We start from the raw sequence: 21,034 nt of genomic DNA on the forward strand, positions 1-21,034 counted from the left end.
TCTTCTTTCGGATCCACCCGATGACAGTCGCGACTCCACTGAAGCCGACTCAGCGAGTCCGGCCCGGCACGGAGGTGCGGGACGCTGCGGCGGCCCTCTCAGCCATTCCGAGCCGATCCGTCATCACCCCGCTTCGGATCGGGGTGACCACGCTGTGGCTGTCGGTGATCGTGCTGCTGCCGTTGGTTGCCATCGCCTGGCAAGCCGGCGGCAGGGGTTGGGAAGGTTTCCGGCTGGCCGTCACCTCGCATGCGGCACTCGAGTCGTTCCGCGTCACCCTGACGATCTCGGTCCTGGTGACCGTGCTCGACGTGGTGTTCGGTCTGGCGACCGCCTGGGTGTTGGTGCGCGATGACTTCGTCGGAAAAGGCGTGATCGATGCGCTGATCGATCTACCGTTCGCGCTGCCGACCATCGTCACCAGCTTGGTGATGCTCGCCCTGTACGGCAACTCCAGTCCGATCGGCATTCATCTGCAGCACACTCCGCCCGGGGTGGCGATGGCACTGGCCTTTGTCACGTTGCCGCTGGTGGTCCGCGCCGTCCAGCCGGTGCTGCTGGAGATCGACCGGGAGGTCGAGGAGGCAGCCGCAGCCCTCGGAGCGACGCGCCTGACCACCTTCAAGACGGTTGTGCTGCCGTCGCTGCAACCGGCGTTGTTGACCGGTGCCGGGCTTGCGTTCTCGCGTTGCGTCGCCGAATTCGGCTCGGTCGTGACGATCGGTGGTGCCGTTCCGGGCAAGACCGAGGTGTCGTCTCAGTGGATCCGCGCACTGGTCGAGAACGATGACCACACCAGCGCGGCGGCGATTTCGATGGTGTTGTTGGCGATCTCGTTCGCTGTGCTGGTGGTCTTGCGGACCGTCGGCGGGCGTGCGGCCAAGCGCGAGGAGGAGGCCGAGTGACGTCGCGGTTGGAGAAGCGCCATCTCCTGCGCATCACCGTCTTGACCTATATCGGCGTCATGCTGATCGCTCCGGTGTCGGTGATTCTGTACCGAACGTTTCAGCCTGGGTTTGGCCACTTTTGGGCCTGGGTGAGCACTCCCGCGGCGGTCTCTGCGCTGAAACTGTCGTTGCTACTGGTGGCCATCGTGGTGCCGCTCAACGCATTGTTCGGTGTTTCGACGTCGATCCTGCTGGTGCGCAACAAATTCCGGGGGCGATCAACGCTTCAGGCGATCCTCGACCTGCCGTTTGCGGTCTCACCCATTATCGTCGGCGTCGCCCTGATCGCACTGTGGGGATCATCGGGGGCTCTGGGATTCGTCGAGAACAACCTGGGATTCAAGATCATCTTCGGGCTGCCCGGCATGGTGCTGGCCAGCATCTTCGTCACCCTGCCGTTCGTGGTGCGCGAGGTCCAGCCGGTGCTCGTGGAGATCGGAATCGAACAGGAACAGGCTGCCGCGACGCTGGGTTCCAATGCGTGGCAGACACTTTGGCGGGTCACACTGCCGTCGATCCGGTGGGGACTGACCTACGGCATCGTCTTGACCACTGCGCGCACACTCGGGGAGTTCGGTGCGGTGATCATGGTGTCGTCGAACCTGCCGGGCCAGTCGCAGACCCTGACGTTGTTGGTCAACGACCGCTACCACCGGGGGGCTGAGTACGGCGCCTACGCCGTGTCCACCCTGCTGATGGGCGTAGCCGTTGCGTTCTTGATCGCCAAGGCGGTCCTGCTGATCTACCGCAAGCGAGCCAAGGCCCTGGATTGGGTGACCCGCTGAGCCGAGCATGACTCCGCTCAGGCGAAGCGTTTGGTGTACCGCGGAGGCATGCGGCGCAGCAGCCATACCAGCGGGGCCCACGGCCAGGGCGGGACCACGGCCCGGCCGGTTTCGCGTTCGATGGCACGCACCATGGCCTTGACCCCGGATTCGTTGTCCACCATCAACAGGGTGGACGCCGACTTGGCGGTCATCTCCGATTCGATGTAGCCCGGCTCCAGCACCGTGACCTTGATCGGGCCCCGCGAGTACTCCGCGCGCAGCGACTCGCCCAGCGACGACACCCCGGCCTTGCTGGCGGCGTAAGCCGCCTTGACGCCCGGAACGCCCTTGTTGCCCAATACCGACGAGATCAGCACCAGGTGGCCGCTGCCGGCGGATTTGAACATCTCCAGTGCGGTCTCGATCTGCACCAGCGCGGCGACCAAGTTCGTTTCAACGGTCGCCTTGTTGGCCCACAGCTTGCCGGATCCGAGCGGAGCGCCCTTGCCGATGCCGGCATTGACGATCACCCGGTCAATGCCGCCCAGTTCGGCGGCGAACTGGTTGAACACCTTGGGAATTTCGTCGTGGTCATTCACGTCGAGGGCAGCTACCGCCACCTTGATTCCCGGAAACTTGTCTGTGAGTTCGGCTTTCAGTTCATCAAGCCGGTCCGTCCGGCGGGCGCACAGGGCCAGGTCACGTCCCTGTGCAGCGAAAACGCGGGCCATGCCGGCACCCAGTCCTGAACTGGCACCAGTGATGAGGATTTTCTGACGGTTCACCAGGGCAGCTTAACGGCGGTCGCAGGCTGTCGAAGACACGTCGAAGAATTACTTGAGCAGTCGCGACATCCGTCGGTCGGCCAGCACCTTGCCGCCGGTCTGGCAGGTCGGGCAGTACTGAAATGACTTATCGGCGAAAGATATTTCCCGAACAGTGTCAGCACACACCGGGCACGGCAGACCGGTTCGGGCGTGTACGCGCAGACCGGAACGCTTCTCTCCCTTCAAGGTGGCGGCCTGCTGGCCGACCGAGCGGGTGACGGCATCGGTCAGCACGGCGTGCATGGCCTCGTGCAGTGCGGTCAGCTGATCTGCCGACAGTTTGCCGGCGGTGGCGAACGGAGACAATCGCGCGGTGTGCAGGATCTCGTCGCTGTAGGCGTTGCCGATCCCGGCGATCACCTTCTGATCGGTCAGGACGTTTTTGATGCGACCGGTATTGCCGGCCAGCAGTCCGGCCAGCTCATCGGCGCTGATCGAAAGCGCATCCGGCCCCAGTGTGGCGATGCCCGGCACCTTCGCCGGGTCGTCGACCAACCAGACCGCCAGCCGTTTCTGGGTGCCGGCTTCGGTCAGGTCGAAGCCGGGGGCCTGCCCCGGGACGCCCAGGTGCACCCGCAGCGCGATCGGGCCCTTACCCGGTCGCAGTGGCGCGGCCGCCAGCTGATCCGACCAGCGCAGCCAGCCCGCCCTGGACAGGTGCGCGATCAAAAACAGCTCGCCGGCCTGCAACCCCAGATACTTGCCCCAGCGATGCGCGCCGGTCACCTCCCGACCGTGCAACGCCGTCGGCGGCGGGTCGAAAGTCTTGAGCACCGACAGCGCCGCCACGTCGATCCGCCCGATGGTGCAACCGACGGCGTGCCGACGCAGATGATCGGCGAGTGCTTCGACCTCGGGCAGCTCCGGCATGCCCCCGAGTCTGCCTGTTTACCTGGCGACGCGCCCGACTCTTTCGCCCCGCAGGGCGTAGGTGTTATCCCGTCGCCGCGGCGGGGCTCACCACCACCGAGACCGTGGCGGCGCCGGAGTCGGAGGCGATGACCAGTTCGGCGGCATTGGCCGCCGACACCACGTGCCCGCCGCTGACCACGACGTCGTAGCCGTCGGGGTAGGCGATCGCCGGCACCGAGATGGTGGTGATGGAGCCGTCGGCAAAGCTGCCCGACCCGTTCGCCATCGCGGTGGAATAGCTGAAATGCAGGGCGCCGTCGACAACTGACCAGGTGGTCGGGGTACCGGAAACCAGCTGCGGGTACGGCTCGGCCAACAGGGCCAACTTCGCGGCGTCTACGTTGTCGCCGGTCGGCGCCACCGCGGGGTCGTGGACCAGCCACCCGTGGCCGCCCCCGGTGGTGGTGATGTCGCCCCGGTCGCTGTACTCCCACTCGGTCCACCCGATGAAGTTCTTGTCGGCGGCTCCCATGGTGGCGCCGATGGTGTCCAAGCTGCCGCCGGATCCGAATTCGCTCATGAACGACGGGATGCCGTGGGCGTTCGCGTATGCCATGGCGTTGTGCACGGGTATATCGGCCAGCGGCCCGACATAGCCGAGGTAGTTGTGAAACGAGAAGACGGTGTTGGGATCGGCGACCGTGCCCAAGCTGATGGGGAACGCCAAGCCGTTGATGACCGCGGGCTCGAAGAAGACCGGGGTGTGCGGGTCGACGGCCCGGATCGCGGCGTCCACCTGGTTGTAGAACGGGGTCAGTTGCTGGGTGCCGAAGTGCGGGCTGAACAGGCTCGCCAGGGTCTGTGAACCCGCGGCGGGTTCGTTCATGACCCCGTAGCCGGCGACTCCGGGGTTGCCCTTGAAGTAGTCGGCCACGTGCTCCCACATCAGCGCGTAATGGTTCTGCAACCCGACCTGGTCGGGTGCGTGCGAGTTGGACCAGAACGCATCCCAGGCGTGGTTGCTCGCGGGGTTGAGCAGGCCGTTGAGCAGGAAGCCGAAGTCGAGGTTGGGCAGACCGCCGTCTTGTGCCGCCCAGTCGGGAGCTCCTTCGCCGGCGAACACGCTGGAGTAGTCGTCCTGGTGCATGTCGAGGATGGCGGTGATGCCGTGGCTGTGCAGGATCTGCACGGTCTGGGCGATCGAGGCGAGGTAGGCGTCGTCGAAGACGCCGGGTTGCGGTTCCACCCCGGCCCAGATGACGCCCAGGCGCACCACGTTGAACCCGTTGTCGGCGAGGAAGGCCGCATCGTCGTCGCCGAATCCGATGGCCGAGGGCTCATACGGTGCGAGCTTGTAGACCTCGTTGAGGCCGTGCAGGATGACGACCTGCCCGTCACTGTTGGTTATCCAGCCTCCGGCGCTGGCCAGGGCTGCCGGGCCCGCCGGGTCCCGGGTGGGGTCGGTGCCGAAGTGGCCGACCCCACCGTGAGTGCCCAACGCGCTGCCGTTGCCGCCCGCACCGCCCAACGCCCGCAAGCCCGTGGAGGGCCCGCCGACTCCGCTAGCGCCACCGTCGCCGCCGTGACCACCGCTGCCCAGCAGCCCGGTGCCGTCGCCGCCGTCACCGCCATGGGCGCCGTCAGCCCCGCCGCCGCCGTCACCGCCCGCACCGCCGATCCCGAACAGCAGCCCGGCCGCGTGGCCGCCGGCACCGCCGACACCCCCGGTCCCGCCCGACGCGTCACCACCGGCGCCGCCGGCCCCGCCGATACCCATGAACACGCCGCCCGCTCCACCGGCACCGCCGGCTGCGCCCGCGCCGCCGGCACCGCCGACACCCCCGTTGCCGAGCAGTCCCGCCGCTCCTCCCGCACCGCCGGCCGCCTGGGCATTGGTGCCGGCATAGCCGGCCCCGCCATCACCGAACAGCCAGCCGCCCGCATAACCGTCGACGTGCTGGGCCGTGCCGTCGGCTCCATCGGCGATCATGGGCCCGAGACCGACCGCCTGGCTGAGCTGGTTCAGCCCGTCACGCAGCGGGGTGAGCGTCGCGCTGTGTATCCAGTTCTCGATGCCGGTGTGCAGTGGGGTGTAGATGTTCTGGTCGAACCACGCGGTCGCATCAAATGCGGATGCGTCGCCACTACCGGGCCAGCCCAGGTCCGCGAAGGCCGCTTCCCAATGGGCGGAGTCGAAGAAGGCGTCCCAGGACGCGGGCGTCGCCAACGCGTCCCAGTCGGCACTGTTGCTCGCCGCGTCGATCAACGGCGCCAGCGCCTGATCGAGCAGCTCGTCGACAACATCGGCGTGCACCGCCGGCGCCATCATGACCAAGTCCAGCAGTGCCGCAACAGCCGCGGTCACGCCAACGCGAGTCATCTCCGACGGCCCCCCACCCACTGAAAAAAAGATTAGATTCAGCTTAGGGGAACGTTACACCGGTTGCATTCGATGTCAACGGGTTCCGCAAGCCGCCGTTCGTTGCGACCATGTTGATCGTGTGGGGAGGGTTGGCGGGGAGGGAATCCGAGGTCCGAGCGATATCGGATTTCCTTGCGCGTATTGCAGACGGCCCAGTCGGGTTGCTGCTCGAGGGTGAGCCGGGCATCGGAAAGACGTCCTTACTGGTTGACGCCACCGACCAAGCTCTGGCACGAGGGTTTCAGGTGTTGGCGGCGCGCGGTTCGCCCGCCGAAGTCAGCTATGCGTATTCCGCGGTGGCTGACCTGTTGAGCGGTGTCGACGACGCGGCGTTGGCTCAGTTGCCCGACATACACCGCCTGGCCCTGGGTCGCGCGCAGCTGGGCGATGTCGCCGCCGGCCCGGTTACCGACGAACGCGTGGTCGCAACGGCCTTCTTGTCGGTGATCCAGCACCTCAGCGCCCAGGAGCCCGTCTTGCTGGCAATCGATGATGCGCAATGGCTGGATCGCTCCAGCACGGCGGTGATCAGCTATGCCGCCCGCCGACTCAGCGGACGAGCCGGAATGCTGGCCACTGTCCGCATCGGGGAGCCGGACTCGCTCGATATGCAGTCGCGGCTGCAGTTCCGCCGGCCGGAGGCCCTCACCCGGCTGCGCATCCGACCGCTGCCCCTGGGCGGTCTGCACGCGCTGATCGCCGCGCGGTTGGGGCATACCCTGCCGCGCCCGACGATCACCCGGATCCATGACATCTCCGGCGGCAACCCGTTCTTCGCCCTCGAACTGGCGGCCCGCACGGCGACCGGCGAATCCGATGCCATCGTCGATCTGCCGGACACGTTGTCGGCGTTGGTGCGCGGCCGGATCGGCGACGCCGACGACGAGGAGTCCACGGTATTGCTGGCAGCGGCGTCCACGGCGGCGCCGACCGTCGAACTGATCGCCCAGGGCGCCGGCTTGACCGAGACCCGCGTCGTCGAGTTGCTGGACTCCGCGGCAAGCCGCGCCATCGTCGGTCTTGACGGCAACCGGGTGCGGTTCACCCATCCGCTGTTCGCCACCGGCGTCTACACCGGCGCCACGCCCGCGCGCCGGCGGGCCATGCACCGCCGGCTCGCCGACGTCATCGATCAGCCCGAGATCAAAGCACGCCACCTGGCCCTGTCCGCGACCAGTGGCGACCAGCTCACCCTCTCGGCGCTCGACGCGGCCGCCGAATCCACATCCGCGCGCGGCGCACCGGCCGTCGCCGCCGAATTGATCGAGCTGGCAATCAAATTGGGCGGCGACACCCCGCAGCGACGCATCCGCGCCGGCGAGCTGCAGTTCCGCGCGGGATCGCTGGTTGCCGCACGCCGGCATCTGCAGACGAGCTTGCAGGACACGCCCCCGGGGGTGCTGCGGTCGATGGCGTTGATGTGGTTGGGCGCGGTGCGGGGGTACGACGACGACACAGTGGGTTCCGCCGAGACGATGGCCACGGCGGCCGATGAGGCCGGCGACAACGCGGCGTTGCGGCTGCTGTGCCTGCTGCGGATGATTCTGCCGCTGGCCATGCTCGACCGTCTCGGCGATGCCGTCGCGCGTGCGCAGGAGGCCGTCGCCCTCGCCGACCAGCTCGGCGTGCCGAACCTGCGGAGCCAGGCGCTGTCGATCTTGGTTTTCGCCAAGTTCGCCCGCGGACTCGGCGAGGACCGCGAAGCCCTGCGGCTTGCGCTGGAGCTGGAGGATCCACACGGTGGCGCCACCACCTGGTTTCGGGCCAGTGGCGTGGCGGCGATGATGCCCGCCTACCGCGGTGACCTCGACCTCGCGCTGACTCGGATGCGGGCGTTACAGCAGCAGCTGCGCGTTGGCGGCACCGAGGTGGACATCCTCTGGGCGGCCGTTCGGATATCGATGATCGCGCTGTGGGCGGGCCGCTATCCGGAGGCCGATGCTGCGGCACGGGACGCGGTGGAGCGCGCCGAGCAGATGGACGCGCGGCTGGCGTTGGTCACCGCCTGGACGGTCCAGGCCGCGGTTGCGGCATACACCGGCCGCGAAGTCGAAGCGCGCGACGCGGTGGCGGCCGCGATCGCTACCTCCGGTCGGATCGGCGCCCCGCTGTTGGCCAAAGAGCCCAGCCTGATCCTGGGCTTCCTCGAGGTCTCACTCAAGAACTATCCGGCGGCGCTGGCGGTGCTGCAGCCCCTGCTCGACGGATTCCGCACCGCCCCCAGCTGCGACATTCAGGGTGGCGGATATCTCCCCGACGCCATCGAAGCGCTGACCGCTCTGGGCCACCTCGACGACGCCGAGCACCTGGTCGAGACGCTCGAGGAGCACGGCACTGCCCATGATTGGCCTTGGACGCTCGCCGTGGCTGCACGCGGACGCGCCCAGGTGTTAGCGGCCCGCGGCGAGTTGCCGGCCGCGCTCGAGGCCCTCGATCGGGCGATGACGCATCATGCGCGGCTGCCGATGCCCTTCGAGCGGGCCCGCACCCAGCTGCTGCTGGGCACGGTGCAGCGCCGACGACGCCGCCACCCAGGCGCCACGGCGAGTCTGCGTGAGGCGCTGCAGACTTTTGAACAGCTCGGCGCCCCGTTGTGGGCGGCGCGAGCACAAGCCGAATTGCGCCGCATCGATCAGGCCCAGGGCGACAGCACAACCTTGACGGCCTCCGAGCAGCGGGTGGCGGCGCTCGCGGCGGACGGCATGTCCAACAAGCAGATCGCCGCGCAGCTGTTCATCTCGGCCAAGACCGTCGAAATGAATCTGAGCCGGATCTACCGCAAACTGGGCATCCGCTCGCGTGCCGGGTTGTCCGCGGCCTTGGCGTCAGCCCGCGACGCGGACTGACTTACCTGGCGATGCGACCGGCGTCGCGCAGCACCAGCGACAACACCCAGCCCACCAGCGAGAGCACGATCGCGGCCCAGATGGCGTCCCACCAGAAATCGGCGATGTAGAGACCCCAGTGCTTGGCGGTCTTGTCGGTGATCCACGCGGTGATCCACAGCATCAGTGCATTGACCACGATGTGGAACAGGCCGAGGGTGACGATGTACAGCGGTATCGACAGCAGCTGCACCACCGGTTTGATGAAGGCGTTCACCAGCCCGAAGATCAAGGCGATGACGAAGATGATGCCCACCCGTTGCAGCGTGGTGTCGCCGCCGACGATCTCGACCCCAGGAACGATCTGGGTGACGATCCACAAGGCGAGTCCGGTCAGTGCGGCGCGAAGCAGGAATGGTCCCATGGGCGCAAAACTACTCGGTGCGGCGTCAGTGCGGGGTAAGTCCGTAGACGTAGTAGCACGGCTCAGCGCGTTGCCCCGGTCCCGTCGCCAGACCGGGCGACCACATGGTCGGCACGCCGTTGACCACCCAGCAATTCTTGTCGGACAGGTCGATGGCCTTCTTAGCCTGATCGTTGCCCTGGTTCGCCTCTTGCAATGCCTTGTTCGCGCGGTCCGCGCCCTGCTTCGTCTCGTCGATGACGCGCTGGGCTATGCCCGCACCCTGGTCCTGCTCCTGGTCCTGCTCCAGCTGGCATTGCAAGTCTTTCTCGTCACAGGCGGGCGGGTCGTCGGCGCCGGCGATCGGCGCCCAGCCCAGCAGGGCGGCGCCCGCGATGGCCACCACGGAAGCCTTGCGGCGGCGATTCAGCATGACCAGTCCCCTTTGATCGAGTCTCATCGCCGACGCTAGCCCGCCGGCCGAACGCAGCGATACAGGGATTTCCCTGGCATCGGGGCGCAAAATGTCTGGTGTGTCGGGTGGGTTGGCAAGGCCACCCTGTTGGCACATCCGGCGCGGCTGTCCGCCGCGTTGGCGGCGACCGGGATTGCCGACCGTCCCTGATATGGCCGGCAGGGGTTAGGTGGCTAGCCGGTGGCGCCGATGCGGGCCCACACCCCGGTGGTGATCCGGTCGATATGCCATCCGGCCTGCCGGCACACCGTCACCACGGAATCCACGGACTCCGCGGAGAACACCCCGAACAGGGTTTCGTCGCTGGGCGCGGTCAACGCCACCAGCAGCTTCACCCGTGCGGCGGTCGCGGGGGCGGTCAGCCGGTCAATGGCTGCTTCGACGGCCGATTCCATCAGGTCGGGTTGATACCACTCGACCAGGAAGCACTGACGCGTGGACTCGCTGTCGCCCATGCGTCCGACGTTAACGACAATGGCACCGAATGGAACCAGGGTTTTCCCTGGACTTCACCCTGGGCTGAGCGCGGCGGACAATCCGGCGCGGGAACGGATCCCCAGCTTGCGGTACACGCTGGACAGATTCATCTCCACCGTCTTGGCGGCAATGAACAACTCGGCGGCGATCTGCTTGTTCGACAATCCGACCGCCGCCAGCTCGGCGACGCGCCGCTCGGCGGCGGTCAGCCCGGCCCCCGCACCGACCGGGCCCGCCAGGCGCGCCACCTCCGCCCGCGTCCGATCCGCCCACAGCGGCGCGCCGATACGTTCGAAGGTGTCCAGCGCCTCCCGCAGCGTCGCCTCGGCGGCCTGCATACGGCGGCGCCGACGCTGCAGCGCACCCAGCACCAGCTGGGAGCGGGCCAGCTCGAAGGGCATCGGCACCCGGTCATGGTGCGCCAGGGCGTCCTCGGCGGCCTTCTCAGCGGCCTCCAATTCACCCCGGGCGGCCAGCAGGTGAGCCCGCCCCCGGGCGCCGACGGCCAACATCCACGGCCGGTCGTGGCGAACGCCGTTACATTCCAGGGCGGCGACCAGCGGTTCGGCCTGATCGAGGCGCCCCAACGCGGTCAACGCCTCGATCGCATCGGGAAGATAGCCCCCGATCGTGATCTCGGTGTCATGGTCCGGGTCGAACGCGGCCAACAGCGGCTCCAACACCGTGACCGCTGCTGCGAAATCACCCAATGACACCTCAAGAAATCCCAGGGTCGCCGTCGCCGAAGCCGCGTTCATCACATCTCCGACGGCACGGGCCATATCGATCGCCGAATGCGCGGCCGAGCGAGCATCGTTGACGCATCCGGTATGGGCGGCCACGGCAGCCTGACGGGCCCACGCGAACACCAGCACCATCTTGGCGCCCATCTGCTCGGCGCGCCGCACGGTCTCATCGGCGATAGCCCTCGCTTCGGTGTAACGGCCCAACCACAGCTCATTCATGGTGGCGTGATCGGCGACCCAGAGGATGTCGATCTCGGTCCCGGTCGCGAGGACCCGCTGCTGGACGGCACCGATCTGCTTCTGCGCCTCGTTCAGGTCCCCCGTCCAGGAGCGAATCACCGGTGCGGCGGCGCTGGCGTGGTAGCCCACTGCCGCACTGCTGGCCGGATCTTCCAGATCCCGCGCCAGCTCCAGAGCTGCCTCGTCCACCCCGAGGCCGTGCATGAAGCGGACAATCGCCTGCGTCGTCAACGCCTGGCTGTGCAGGGCGGGAATGCCAAGCTGCTCGGCTTGGGCAACGGTGATGCGGGCCTGGTCAACGGATTCCTTCAGATTTCGTGTCAACGCAACGATCGGCACCAGAAGCAATCTGGCGCGAAGCTGCAGCACCGGGTTATCGGCGGCTTGGTCGACGGCCTGGGTCAGCAAATCCGCTGCGGTCGACAAACTGCTGTCGTAGCCGGTGACGGCAGCCAGGGCGATCAACGCCATGCAGCGCAACCCGCTCGGCTCCGGCAAAGCATCCAACGTCGATTGCAGGTGGGCGCGTGCCGGTGCGACCGCACCGGAACGGAAGTGCTGTTCGGCGGCCCGCATCCGCCGAAGGGGAGTGTCGTCGCCGAGTTTGATGGCCAGCTCCAACAACTCGGCAGCCACCGCCGGTGCGCCGCGCGCCACGGTGGCCTCGACCCCGGCATCAAGGGCTGCCAGGGTGTCCGGATCACTGGTGGTCGCCGCCAACGCCAGATGCCGGGCCGTCAGCTCGGGTTCCTCAACGATGCCAGCCAGTCGCCGATGTATCACCCGGCGCGCAGCCGGTCCGGCCGAACTGTAGACACCGGAGGCGAACAACGGATGGCGGAACCGGACTCGGTCACCGTCGACCTCGGCCACCCCGCCGGCCTGTCCGGATTCGACCACCTCCACCACCCGCTCGGGCGTGATACCGACGGCCTTACCGACCCGCTGCACGGTCGGCGACGCGGCACACGCGGCGGCCAGCAGCACCGCGCCGACCTCCTCGTCGAGGTCAGCGATGTGGTCGTGCACCAGCGCGGCGAGCGTGTCGGGCAGACCACCCGCCGCCCGGGCCGGGTCCTCGGCGATGAACCGCGCCAGCTCGAGTGCGAAAAACGGGTTGCCACCAGATATTTCGTAAATCCGAGTGATCACCGGGCGCGGCAAGGCGTGACCCAGCCGTGCCGACACCAGAGCGTGCACGCCGCCCAGGGGCAGCGGAGCTACCGGTAGATGCGTGATCATGTCGGGGCGCGAAGCGCTCAGCCAGCTCATGTCGACGGAGTCCGCCACACCGGTCCGAACGGCGACAATCAGCCCGGTGCAGCCGGTGAGCCGTCGTGCCGCGAACCCGATCACCGCCCGACTGGAGGCGTCCAACCACTGAGTGTCGTCGATGCAGAGCAAGACCGGCCTGTCCGAACTCAACCGGCGGATCACGGCCAGGAACGCGGAGGCCACCATCCGCTCGTTGCCGGCGGGCCCGTCGCTGCCACCAAGCAGAACGTGCTCAAGCGCGGCGCGCTGCGCCTCAGGCAGTTCAGCCAACACCGGGCCGTCGACGAAGGCCAACAGATCAGCCACCGCGGCGTAGGCATAGCTGACCTCGGCTGGGGCCCCCGAAGCGGAGAGCACCCGGAACCCGCGTGCCGATGCGGCCTGGGTGGCGTCCGACAGTGTGGTGGACTTGCCGATACCCGCTTCACCCTCGACCACCAGGATGGTGGGTTCGCTCAACGCACGCTCCAGGAAGTCGCGCACCGCCGCCGACTCCGAGTTGCGAGCCACCAAACCTGAAACCACAGCCAGTATTTTGCCCGGTTTATGTCAGGTAAATCCCGAAAAGCTGAGAGTCTGCGTATTTCACATCGCGGGCTGTCACCCGGGGTTGAGTGCCGCGAACAGGCCGCCCCGGGACCGGATGCCGAGCTTGCGGTACACGCTGCTCAGAGTCGTCTCCACCGTCTTGGGCGCGATGAACAACTCGGCGGCGATCTGCTTGTTGGACAGTCCGGCTGAGGCCAGCTCCGCGACACGATGCTCAGCGGGCGTCAGTCCACCACCCGGAGCCGAACTGATCAGCCGCGCCAACTCGGCCCGGGCGCGCTGCACCCATAACGGCGCCCCCAACGACTCGAAGGTCTCCAGCGCCGCGCGCAGAGTCGCCTCCGAGGCCTGCCGGCGCCGGCGCCGACGCTGCACCTGCCCCAACAACAGCTGAGTCCGCGCCTTCTCGAACGGCATCGGCAGCCGTTCATGGTGAACCATCGCCTGCTCAGCGGCCAGTTCCGCGGCATCGAGCTCACCGCGCGCGGCCAACAGATGACTGCGGCCGCGGGCACCCGTTGCCAGCATCCATGGTCGATCGAGGCGGGCTCCGTTACGCTCCAGCGCCGCGACCAGCGGCTCGGCCTCATCCAGCCGCCCGAACGCGGTCAGCGCCTCCACGGCGTCAGGCAGGTGGGATCCGACAACGATCTCGGTGCCGTGCTCGGGATCGAACGAGGCCAGCAGCGGCTCCAGCAGTTTGATCGCGGCAGCGTGATCGCCGAGCGACACCTCGAGAAACGCGCACGCCGCCGTCGCCGACGACGTGTGCATCGCGTCGCCGATGACGCGGGCCGCGTCCATAGCCGCGCGCGCAATCGAGCGGGCGTCATCGACACGCCCGGCGTAGGCGGCCACCCATGCCTGACGTGCCCACGCGCAGACCAGCACCATCTTGGTGCCCATTAGCTCGGCGCGCTGCACGGCCTCGTCAGCAATGACTCCCGCCTCGGCATAGTGACCCAGCCACAGTTCGACCATCGCGGCGTAGTCGTCCATCCAGAGGATGTCGGTCTCGGTCCCGCCTTCGGCAAGCCGCTGCCGCAGAGCGCGAATCTGCCCGGGAGCGTCGTCGAGTTCCCCAGCCCAGGAACGAATTACCGGCGCGACGACGCCGGCGCGGTACATCGCCGCCGGAACGCCGGCAGGGTCCTCGGAATCCACCGCCAGCCGCAGGGCGTCCGGATCCAGTCCCTGCCCGAACCAGAAGCGCACCACGGCCTGAATCGTCAATGCCTGGCTGCGCAATCCGGCGATGCCGATCTGATCAGCTTGCGCCACAGCGGTATTCGCGAGTTCAACGGCATCCTTGGCGTTGCCGATCACCCTCGCCACCGGCACCATCAGCAGTCGGGCTTGAAGCTGCAGCAGGGGATTGTCGGCAGCTTGGTCGATAGCCTGAGTCAACAGATCCGCGGCCACCACCAAGCTGCCTTCGTAACCGGTGAGGGCGGCTATCGCAATCAACGCCGTACAGCGCAACTCGCTCGAAGACTCTGCCCCGTCCAGGATCGACTGCAGGTGGGTGCGCGCCGCCGCGACGGCTCCAGAACGAAAGTGTTGTTCAGCGGCCCGGATTCGCCGCGACGGCGTGTCGTCGCCGAGTTTGATGGCCAATTCGATCAGTTCGGCGGCAACCGCTGGGGCACCGCGTGTTCGGGTGAACTCAACGGCCACGTCGAGCGCCTCCACGGCGTCCGGATCGTGGGTGGTCGCCGCCAACGCCATGTGCCGCGCCTTGAGCTCGGGCTCGTGTACGAATTCGCTGTACCGACGATGCATGGCGCGGCGCGCCGACGCCCCGGCCGCACTACAGACACCCGTGGCGAACAGTGGATGGTGAAATCGGATCCGGCCGCCGTCGATCTGGGCCACCCGTCGTGCCTGAGTGGATTCGATCAGTTCGACGACCCGATCTGGGTTGAGATCGGTGGCCAGGCCCACTCGCTGCACGGTCGGCCGCGCAGCGCAGGCGGCGGCCAACAACACCGCCGCGACATCCTCGTCGGGCTGCCCTATGCGGTCACGCACCAGGGCCGCCAGACTGTCGGGCAGTTGCACGTCGGCCTGGTCCGGCGCCTCGGCGATGAACCGTGCCAGTTCCAGGGCGAAAAACGGGTTACCGCCCGATATTTCGTGAATCCGCGTGATCGCCGGGCGTGGCAAGGTGTGACCCAGCCGCGCCGACACCAGAGTGTGCACACCGCCCAGACTCAACGGAAGTACCGGTAGACGTGCCACCGTGTCGGGGCGGGCAACACTCAGCCAACTCATGTCGACGGTGTCCGCCGAGTCGGTCCGCACCGCGAGCAGCAGTCCGGCCCGCCAGGGCAGCCGTCGGGCGGCATACCCGATCACCGCCTGACTGGAGGCGTCCAACCACTGGACGTCGTCGATGCAGAGCAACACCGGTGCTTCCGAACCCAACGCGCGGATCACCGCCAGAAACGCGGTGGCCACCATCCGCTCGTTGCCTGCCGGCCCGTCGCCCCCACCGAGCAACACCTGCCCCAGCGCCGCTCGTTGGACCTCCGGCAACTCCTCCGGCACATCGATGGCGGCCAGCAGATCGGCCACCGCGGCATAGGCGTAGCTGACCTCGGCCGGTGCGCCCGAAGCGGAGAGCACCACGCAACCATGCTCGGCTGCGGTCTCCGCTGTCTCCCACAGCAGGGTGGACTTCCCGATACCGGCTTCACCTTCGAGCAGAAGTACCCCCGGCTCGGACAGCGTGCGCTCAAGAAAGGCGGTCAGAACTGCTGTCTCCGCCTTTCGGTCCGCCCCCACAGAACGCATGCCGACAATTTTGGCAGGAACGGCCGCAACCCGCGCCAGACAACGGTGACGGGAGTCACACAGGTACCGGAAGTATCCGGTACCGTCGGTATTGACATGCCTTGGTGTGGCTCCTAGCTTTTACAAGTCCGAGCGAGAAGGGATTTCCGTCATGACCACAGCGGTGCGGCCGAGCGAACCGACCCGGGAGGAATTTGCCGAGCGTCTGCTGAAGGGCTCGGTGAAAAAGTCCTACGCACCGGTCGTCGACATCGATTGGAATGCCCCGCTGGAGGAGGACAAGTTCTTCCTGCCGCCGCGGATGTGCACCCTCTACGGCACGCCGCTGTGGGAGGCAATGACCCGCGAACAGCAGATCGAGATGTCCCGCCAAGAGCTGGTCAACGTCCTGTCCGCCGGCATCTGGTTCGAGAACATCCTCAACCAGGCGCTGCTGCGCGACATGATGCACAAGAACCCCACCGCGCGCACCACGCACTATTCGCTGACCGAACTGGGCGATGAGACCCGCCACATGCTGATGTTCGGCAAGACCATCGACCGGATCGGCGGCGTGCCGGTGCGCCCGCGGCTGCATCAGCGCATCGTCATCAACGCGCTGCCCTTCCTGTTCCGCGGCAGCATCTTGTGGGGGGCGGCGCTGGTCGGCGAGGAGATCTTCGACTCGCTGCAGCGCCAGATTCTCGACGACCCGGACCTGCAGCCGATCGTGCGGCGCGTGATGCGCATCCATGTCACCGAGGAAGCCCGCCACATCCAATACGCCCGCGATGGTCTGCGGCGCAGCGTCCCGGCGATGCCCCGCTACCGGCGTGTGCTGTTGGCAAACCTGCAGGGTGTCGGCGGACCGTTCTACCGCCACCTGTTCACTTTGCCGGTGGTCTACAACCGGGTCGGGCTGGACGGCCGCGAAGCTCGCCGGGTGGCGCGGGCCAACCCGCACTTCCATGCGGCTTCCCGCTCGTCATTCGCGCCGCTGGCCGCGTTCTTCACCGAAGTCGGACTGATGGGCGGGCTGGCCCGGCGGATGTGGCGGCGGGCCGGATTCCTGTGAGCCGCAACGGCGTCCTCGACGTGGTGGTGCTGGGCGACCCGGCGCTCCTGCACGGGTTGATCGACGGCGTCCGCGCCGTCGATCCGGCGAACGTGATCACCCGATTCGACAGCGGCACCGACACCTGGACGGTGACCACCGCCGACGGGCAAGAGCTCACCGCCCGCACCCTGATCGGCACCGCCGCCTCCACCGACGACGCCGTCGCCAGGCATGGCGTCCCCAACCGATTCCAGGTCCCCGGCCCGCACACCCGCCGGCAGGCCCGGTATGTGGCCCGGCTGATGGATGCCCTACGGCGCAGCGGAGCCAGCCGGATCGAGTCTCGCTCGCCACGGCTGCGGGTGCATCGACTGCTGCCGACCCGGGGGATCTCCCGGTTTTACCTCACCGGATCGCTGGGCGTCGACGACGAAACCTACGACGGGCCAGCGGTTCTCACCCACAACGGTGAGGAGTATCCGACGCGAGTCCGCCTGACTGGCCACTTCGATCCGATCGATGGCCAATATCATTGGCAGGGAATGTTTTTCACCGACCTACCGGGCGGGAGCGTCACCGGCTCCAAGGTCAGCATCCGGATTGGCGAGCACACCGCGCAGGGGCGCGTCGCCGAGCGGACGCCGTGGGGCACGCTGACCGTGATCGGCGCCGCCGGTTACCCGCCATTCCCGTTGGAGGATGTCGAGATCGCGATGCCGCCGCGCATGTGATTCGCACTCCCCCACTCGGGTCGACACGGGCGAGTCTGCTATGCAGAGAACAGCGCCCCAGCACCTAAAGACCGAGGAGACGACGTGCGGTTCACCTACGCCGAAGCGATGACCGACCCGAGCTATTACATTCCGCTCGCCAAGGCCGCCGAGGCCGCCGGGTACCACAGCATGACGATCCCGGACAGCATCGCCTACCCGTTCGAATCGGACTCCAAATACCCCTACACGCCCGACGGCAATCGGGAATTCTTGGACGGCAAGGCCTTCATCGAGACCTTCGTCTTGATCGCCGCGCTGGGCGCGGTCACCAGCACGCTGCGGTTCACCCCGTTCGTGGTCAAGCTGCCGATCCGCCCGCCGGCATTGGTCGCCAAGCAGGCCGGTTCGCTGGCCGCGATGATCGACAACCGGCTGGCCCTGGGCGTGGGCACCAGCCCGTGGCCGGAGGACTACGAGTTGATGGGGGTGCCGTTCGCCCGCCGCGGCAAGCGGATGGACGAGTGCATCGAGATCATCCAGGGGCTCACCACCGGCGACTACTTCGAGTTCCACGGCGAGTTCTACGACATCCCCAAGACCAAGATGACCCCGGCGCCGTCGCAGCCGATCCCGATCCTGATCGGTGGCCACGCCGAAGCCGCGCTGCGGCGCGCGGCCCGGCACGACGGCTGGATGCACGGCGGTGGCGACCCGGCCGAGCTCGACGGGCTGATCACCCGACTCAAGCAGCTCCGCGAGGAGGAAGGCCGCGCCGACGACCCGTTCGAAATCCACGTGATCTCGGTCGACGGATTCACCGTCGACGGCATCAAGCGCCTGGAGGACAAGGGCGTCACCGACGTCATCGTCGGCTTCCGCGTGCCCTACATCGTCGGCGACGACACCGAGCCGTTGGACACCAAGATCCGCAACCTGGAGCGGTTCGCCGAGCACGTCATCGCCAAGGCAGGGTGAACCCCGTCACGTCCGCGGCCGGACGTGTCCACACTCACTGTTTCGCCCGGGTAAATCGGGATACATTCCGTCGCCGCTGGCGTTAATGAATACGTGCACTGACCGCCGGTGGCGGTCGGGTACTGCAGTTCTCATTGTGTGACCTGCAGGGAGTAGTGACATGAAGACGCAAACGTACTTGCCGGCCGAGCCGAGAACCGGTCACATCGACCGCCAGCGGGTTGTTCGCCTGCTTCGCGCCGCAGCATCCGAAGCCGGGCAGAGCGACGCCCGCCGCCAGTGGATTCGCGCCGCGACGCAGTGCTGATCGGGATTGGCGAAATAGTTGTCGTAGCGAACTATCGCGCGATCTCACCCACGACGGCGCCCCAGCGCGTCCACCAGGTATAAACCCAGGTAATCGCTGCCCGAGCACCCTTCTGGACGCCTTGGCCGGCGACCGAATCGCAATCCTTTTCCGCCGCACCCTTGCGCGTTGTTAAGTAGCTCATTTAGCTTCTCAGACAGGCCTCAGGCGCGACAGGGGCGTTGATGGGAAGGGTTTGTCGAGATGTCTCGTCACCGCAGCAGGGTTGTGGGCAGCAAGGTTGTCGGAGTCGCCGCGTTTTTGGCTGTGACCTCTGCGGCCGTGCCGCTTGCGCCGGCGCACGCCGACCTCGACGACATGATGGACGTCTTGTTCACGCCGTTTGCCACCGCAGACGGTGCCCTTGACGGCCAAGCCCTGTTCGACACGGCCGCCTGGGACACCTTCTTGTCCTCCGCGCACTGGGACGCCGCCTTTGCCGCCCTGGCCGAGCCCAGCCCCGCACTGGCCTTCGACTTCTACACCGGCCTGCACGACCTCGCCGAGAAGTGGATCGACAGCCAACTGGGCAGCCAGGTCAACGGCGCCATCAACACCCTGTTCGGCTCCACCGTCATCGGCAACGGCGCCGACGGCACCGAAGCCAACCCCAACGGCGGAAACGGCGGCTGGCTCTTCGGTGACGGCGGCGCCGGCTGGAACAGCACCACCGACGGGGTCGCCGGCGGCCACGGCGGCTCCGCGGTCGGGATCTTCGGCAACGGCGGGGCAGGCGGCGACGGCGGGGCCGGGGCCGTCGGCGGCGACGGCGGAGCCGCCGGCTGGCTGTTCGGCAACGGCGGCCACGGCGGCGACGCCGGCGACGGCGACACCCTCAGCGGCCTGCCCGCCCTCGGCGGCGTCGGCGGCGTGGCCGGCCTGATCTACGGCACCCACGGCGCGGCCGGCCACTACGGCACCCTGCCCGGCGGCATCACCGGCACAGTCACCGCACCGGTCGAGGTCTCCAACGGCTGGCTCACCAACGCCGACGGCCAGGTCGTCATGCTGCACGGCCTCAACCAGGTCTACAAGATCGCCCCCTACGAACCGTCTGCCGGCGGCTTCAGCGACGACGACGCCGCGTTCCTGGCCGCCAACGGTTTCAACGCCGTCCGCCTCGGTGTCATCTGGGCCGGGGTGGAACCGCAACCCGGCGTCATCGACTACGACTACCTGGCCTCGATCCAGCAGACCGTGCAGATCCTGGCCAACCACAACATCGTTGCCATCCTCGACATGCACCAAGACCTCTACAGCGGCAGCCTGGGCGGCGACGGCGCTCCGGACTGGGCCACTATCACCGGCGGGCTGCCCAACATCGAGGCCGGCTTCCCGGGCAGCTACTTCGTCAGCCCGGCACAGAACCATGCTTGGGACGCGTTCTGGGCCAACACCAACGGACCCGACCAGATCGGGCTGCAGAACCACTACGCGCTGATGTGGCAGGCCGTCGCCAACTACTTCAAGGGCGACCCGAACGTCGCCGGCTACGAGATCATGAACGAGCCCTGGGCAGGCACTCAAACGCTGGGAGGGCTGCTCGGCAACCCCTACTTCGACGCCCAGCAGCTGACCCCGTTCTACAACCAGATCGACGCGGCCATCCGCTCGGTCGACCCCAACAAGACCGTGTTCGTCGGTCCCACCACCCTCGAGGCCAGCCTGCCGGTACCGAACCACCTGGGCACGGTGGACGACCCCAACACCGTCTTCTCGTTCCACCACTACTGCATGGTGAACGCGCTGTTCTCGACCCTGAGCTTCGGTTGCGACTGGAATGCCGACGTCTCGTTCGGGTTCGCGATGGACTACGCACAGGAGCACAACATCCCGGCGTTGCTCAGCGAGTTCGGTGCCACCAACAACATCCCGACCATCACCGCCGGAATGAACGCCGCCAACCAGCATCTGATCGGCTGGACCGAATGGGCCTACACCGGCAACGACATCACCAGTACTTCACCCAACGATCAGGCGTTGGTCTACGACCTGACCAAGCCGCCGGTCGGCGACAACGTCAACGTCGACAAACTCGACGCCCTCTCCCAGCCCTACCCGCAGCTGATCTCGGGGACACCCACCGCCTGGTCGTTCAACAACGGGGTCTTCTCGTTCAGCTACTCCACCGACCAGGCCGACGGCACCGGCAGCTTCGCCGCCGGTTCACAGACCACCATCTCGGTGCCACCCACCCAGTACCCCAACGGCTACACCGTCACCGTCACCGGCGGACACGTCACCTCCAGCCCAGGCGCCTCGGAGCTGATCATCACGTCAGACTCCGGTGCCTCCACCATCAGCGTGACGGTCACCGCGTCCTAGGCGGCGCCCCCGGCACGCGGCTACGCCGCAACCTTGCG

15 protein-coding genes are annotated in these 21,034 nt (G+C 67.4%); 7 read left to right on the plus strand and 8 right to left on the minus strand.

Features of this window, described 5'->3' with window-relative positions; all coding sequences use genetic code 11:
- Positions 1-20: 20 nt before the first annotated feature.
- Positions 21-905, plus strand: a complete 885-nt coding sequence (cysT, locus tag ABW16_RS02275; protein WP_082133932.1) for a sulfate ABC transporter permease subunit CysT — start codon at positions 21-23, stop codon at positions 903-905.
- On the plus strand, positions 902-1,732 hold the full coding sequence (gene cysW / locus ABW16_RS02280; protein WP_047317453.1) for a sulfate ABC transporter permease subunit CysW: 831 nt from the start codon (positions 902-904) through the stop codon (positions 1,730-1,732). The genes cysT and cysW overlap by 4 nt, the downstream gene beginning before the upstream one ends.
- 17 nt (positions 1,733-1,749) lie before the next feature.
- Here cysW and ABW16_RS02285 read toward each other — a convergent pair whose 3' ends face one another.
- From ABW16_RS02285 to ABW16_RS23780, 3 genes are all read right to left on the minus strand, one after another.
- On the minus strand, positions 1,750-2,499 hold the full coding sequence (locus tag ABW16_RS02285) for an SDR family oxidoreductase (RefSeq protein WP_047317454.1): 750 nt from the start codon (positions 2,497-2,499) through the stop codon (positions 1,750-1,752).
- Between the two features lie 48 nt (positions 2,500-2,547).
- Positions 2,548-3,411: an Fpg/Nei family DNA glycosylase gene (locus ABW16_RS27970; RefSeq protein ID WP_047317455.1), complete on the minus strand. Its 864-nt coding sequence runs from the start codon at positions 3,409-3,411 to the stop codon at positions 2,548-2,550.
- Positions 3,412-3,475: 64 nt separating this feature from the next.
- On the minus strand, positions 3,476-5,773 hold the full coding sequence (locus ABW16_RS23780) for a cellulase family glycosylhydrolase (protein ID WP_233424666.1): 2,298 nt from the start codon (positions 5,771-5,773) through the stop codon (positions 3,476-3,478).
- Between the two features lie 110 nt (positions 5,774-5,883).
- Between ABW16_RS23780 and ABW16_RS02300 the strand changes: the two genes are divergently transcribed.
- Positions 5,884-8,661, plus strand: coding sequence for an ATP-binding protein (locus tag ABW16_RS02300; protein WP_047317456.1), 2,778 nt, complete (start codon positions 5,884-5,886; stop codon positions 8,659-8,661).
- A 1-nt stretch (position 8,662) separates the two neighbouring features.
- On the opposite strand, the gene ABW16_RS02305 is transcribed toward ABW16_RS02300, so the two are convergent.
- From ABW16_RS02305 to ABW16_RS02325, 5 genes are all read right to left on the minus strand, one after another.
- Complete coding sequence (locus ABW16_RS02305) at positions 8,663-9,064, minus strand: phage holin family protein (protein ID WP_047317457.1); 402 nt, start codon at positions 9,062-9,064, stop codon at positions 8,663-8,665.
- Positions 9,065-9,089: 25 nt separating this feature from the next.
- Positions 9,090-9,476, minus strand: a complete 387-nt coding sequence (locus tag ABW16_RS02310; protein WP_047317458.1) for a hypothetical protein — start codon at positions 9,474-9,476, stop codon at positions 9,090-9,092.
- Positions 9,477-9,691: 215 nt separating this feature from the next.
- Entirely contained in the window at positions 9,692-9,973 is a 282-nt protein-coding gene (locus tag ABW16_RS02315) for a hypothetical protein (RefSeq protein WP_047317459.1), read from the minus strand.
- Between the two features lie 54 nt (positions 9,974-10,027).
- On the minus strand, positions 10,028-12,766 hold the full coding sequence (locus ABW16_RS02320) for an AAA family ATPase (RefSeq protein WP_052956758.1): 2,739 nt from the start codon (positions 12,764-12,766) through the stop codon (positions 10,028-10,030).
- Positions 12,767-12,856: 90 nt separating this feature from the next.
- Entirely contained in the window at positions 12,857-15,601 is a 2,745-nt protein-coding gene (locus tag ABW16_RS02325; protein WP_082133909.1) for a helix-turn-helix transcriptional regulator, read from the minus strand.
- A 151-nt stretch (positions 15,602-15,752) separates the two neighbouring features.
- On the opposite strand from ABW16_RS02325, the gene ABW16_RS02330 reads away from it, so the two are divergent.
- The 4 genes from ABW16_RS02330 (at position 15,753) to ABW16_RS02345 (ending at position 20,996) form a co-directional block, all read left to right on the plus strand.
- Positions 15,753-16,655: an AurF N-oxygenase family protein gene (locus tag ABW16_RS02330; RefSeq protein ID WP_047317461.1), complete on the plus strand. Its 903-nt coding sequence runs from the start codon at positions 15,753-15,755 to the stop codon at positions 16,653-16,655.
- Positions 16,652-17,368: a DUF4873 domain-containing protein gene (locus ABW16_RS02335; protein ID WP_047317713.1), complete on the plus strand. Its 717-nt coding sequence runs from the start codon at positions 16,652-16,654 to the stop codon at positions 17,366-17,368. The genes ABW16_RS02330 and ABW16_RS02335 overlap by 4 nt, the downstream gene beginning before the upstream one ends.
- 84 nt (positions 17,369-17,452) lie before the next feature.
- Entirely contained in the window at positions 17,453-18,325 is an 873-nt protein-coding gene (locus ABW16_RS02340) for a TIGR03619 family F420-dependent LLM class oxidoreductase (protein WP_047317462.1), read from the plus strand.
- 550 nt (positions 18,326-18,875) lie between these two features.
- Entirely contained in the window at positions 18,876-20,996 is a 2,121-nt protein-coding gene (locus tag ABW16_RS02345) for a cellulase family glycosylhydrolase (protein WP_233424667.1), read from the plus strand.
- Positions 20,997-21,034: the final 38 nt, after the last annotated feature.

Origin of the sequence: Mycolicibacter heraklionensis, assembly GCF_001021505.1 — a bacterium.
Classification (GTDB): Bacteria; Actinomycetota; Actinomycetes; order Mycobacteriales; family Mycobacteriaceae; genus Mycobacterium; species Mycobacterium heraklionense.

Excerpts from the sequence above, each read along its gene's own strand:
- ABW16_RS27970 (WP_047317455.1), bottom strand. The coding sequence starts at position 3,411 with ATGCCGGAGCTGCCCGAGGTCGAAGCACTCGCCGATCATCTGCGTCGG.
- ABW16_RS02315 (WP_047317459.1), bottom strand. The coding sequence starts at position 9,973 with ATGGGCGACAGCGAGTCCACGCGTCAGTGCTTCCTGGTCGAGTGGTAT.
- ABW16_RS02345 (WP_233424667.1), top strand. The coding sequence starts at position 18,876 with ATGTCTCGTCACCGCAGCAGGGTTGTGGGCAGCAAGGTTGTCGGAGTC.
- cysT (WP_082133932.1), top strand. The coding sequence starts at position 21 with ATGACAGTCGCGACTCCACTGAAGCCGACTCAGCGAGTCCGGCCCGGC.
- ABW16_RS02300 (WP_047317456.1), top strand. The coding sequence starts at position 5,884 with ATGTTGATCGTGTGGGGAGGGTTGGCGGGGAGGGAATCCGAGGTCCGA.
- ABW16_RS02305 (WP_047317457.1), bottom strand. The coding sequence starts at position 9,064 with ATGGGACCATTCCTGCTTCGCGCCGCACTGACCGGACTCGCCTTGTGG.
- ABW16_RS02310 (WP_047317458.1), bottom strand. The coding sequence starts at position 9,476 with ATGCTGAATCGCCGCCGCAAGGCTTCCGTGGTGGCCATCGCGGGCGCC.
- ABW16_RS02325 (WP_082133909.1), bottom strand. The coding sequence starts at position 15,601 with ATGCGTTCTGTGGGGGCGGACCGAAAGGCGGAGACAGCAGTTCTGACC.
- ABW16_RS23780 (WP_233424666.1), bottom strand. The coding sequence starts at position 5,773 with ATGACTCGCGTTGGCGTGACCGCGGCTGTTGCGGCACTGCTGGACTTG.
- ABW16_RS02330 (WP_047317461.1), top strand. The coding sequence starts at position 15,753 with ATGACCACAGCGGTGCGGCCGAGCGAACCGACCCGGGAGGAATTTGCC.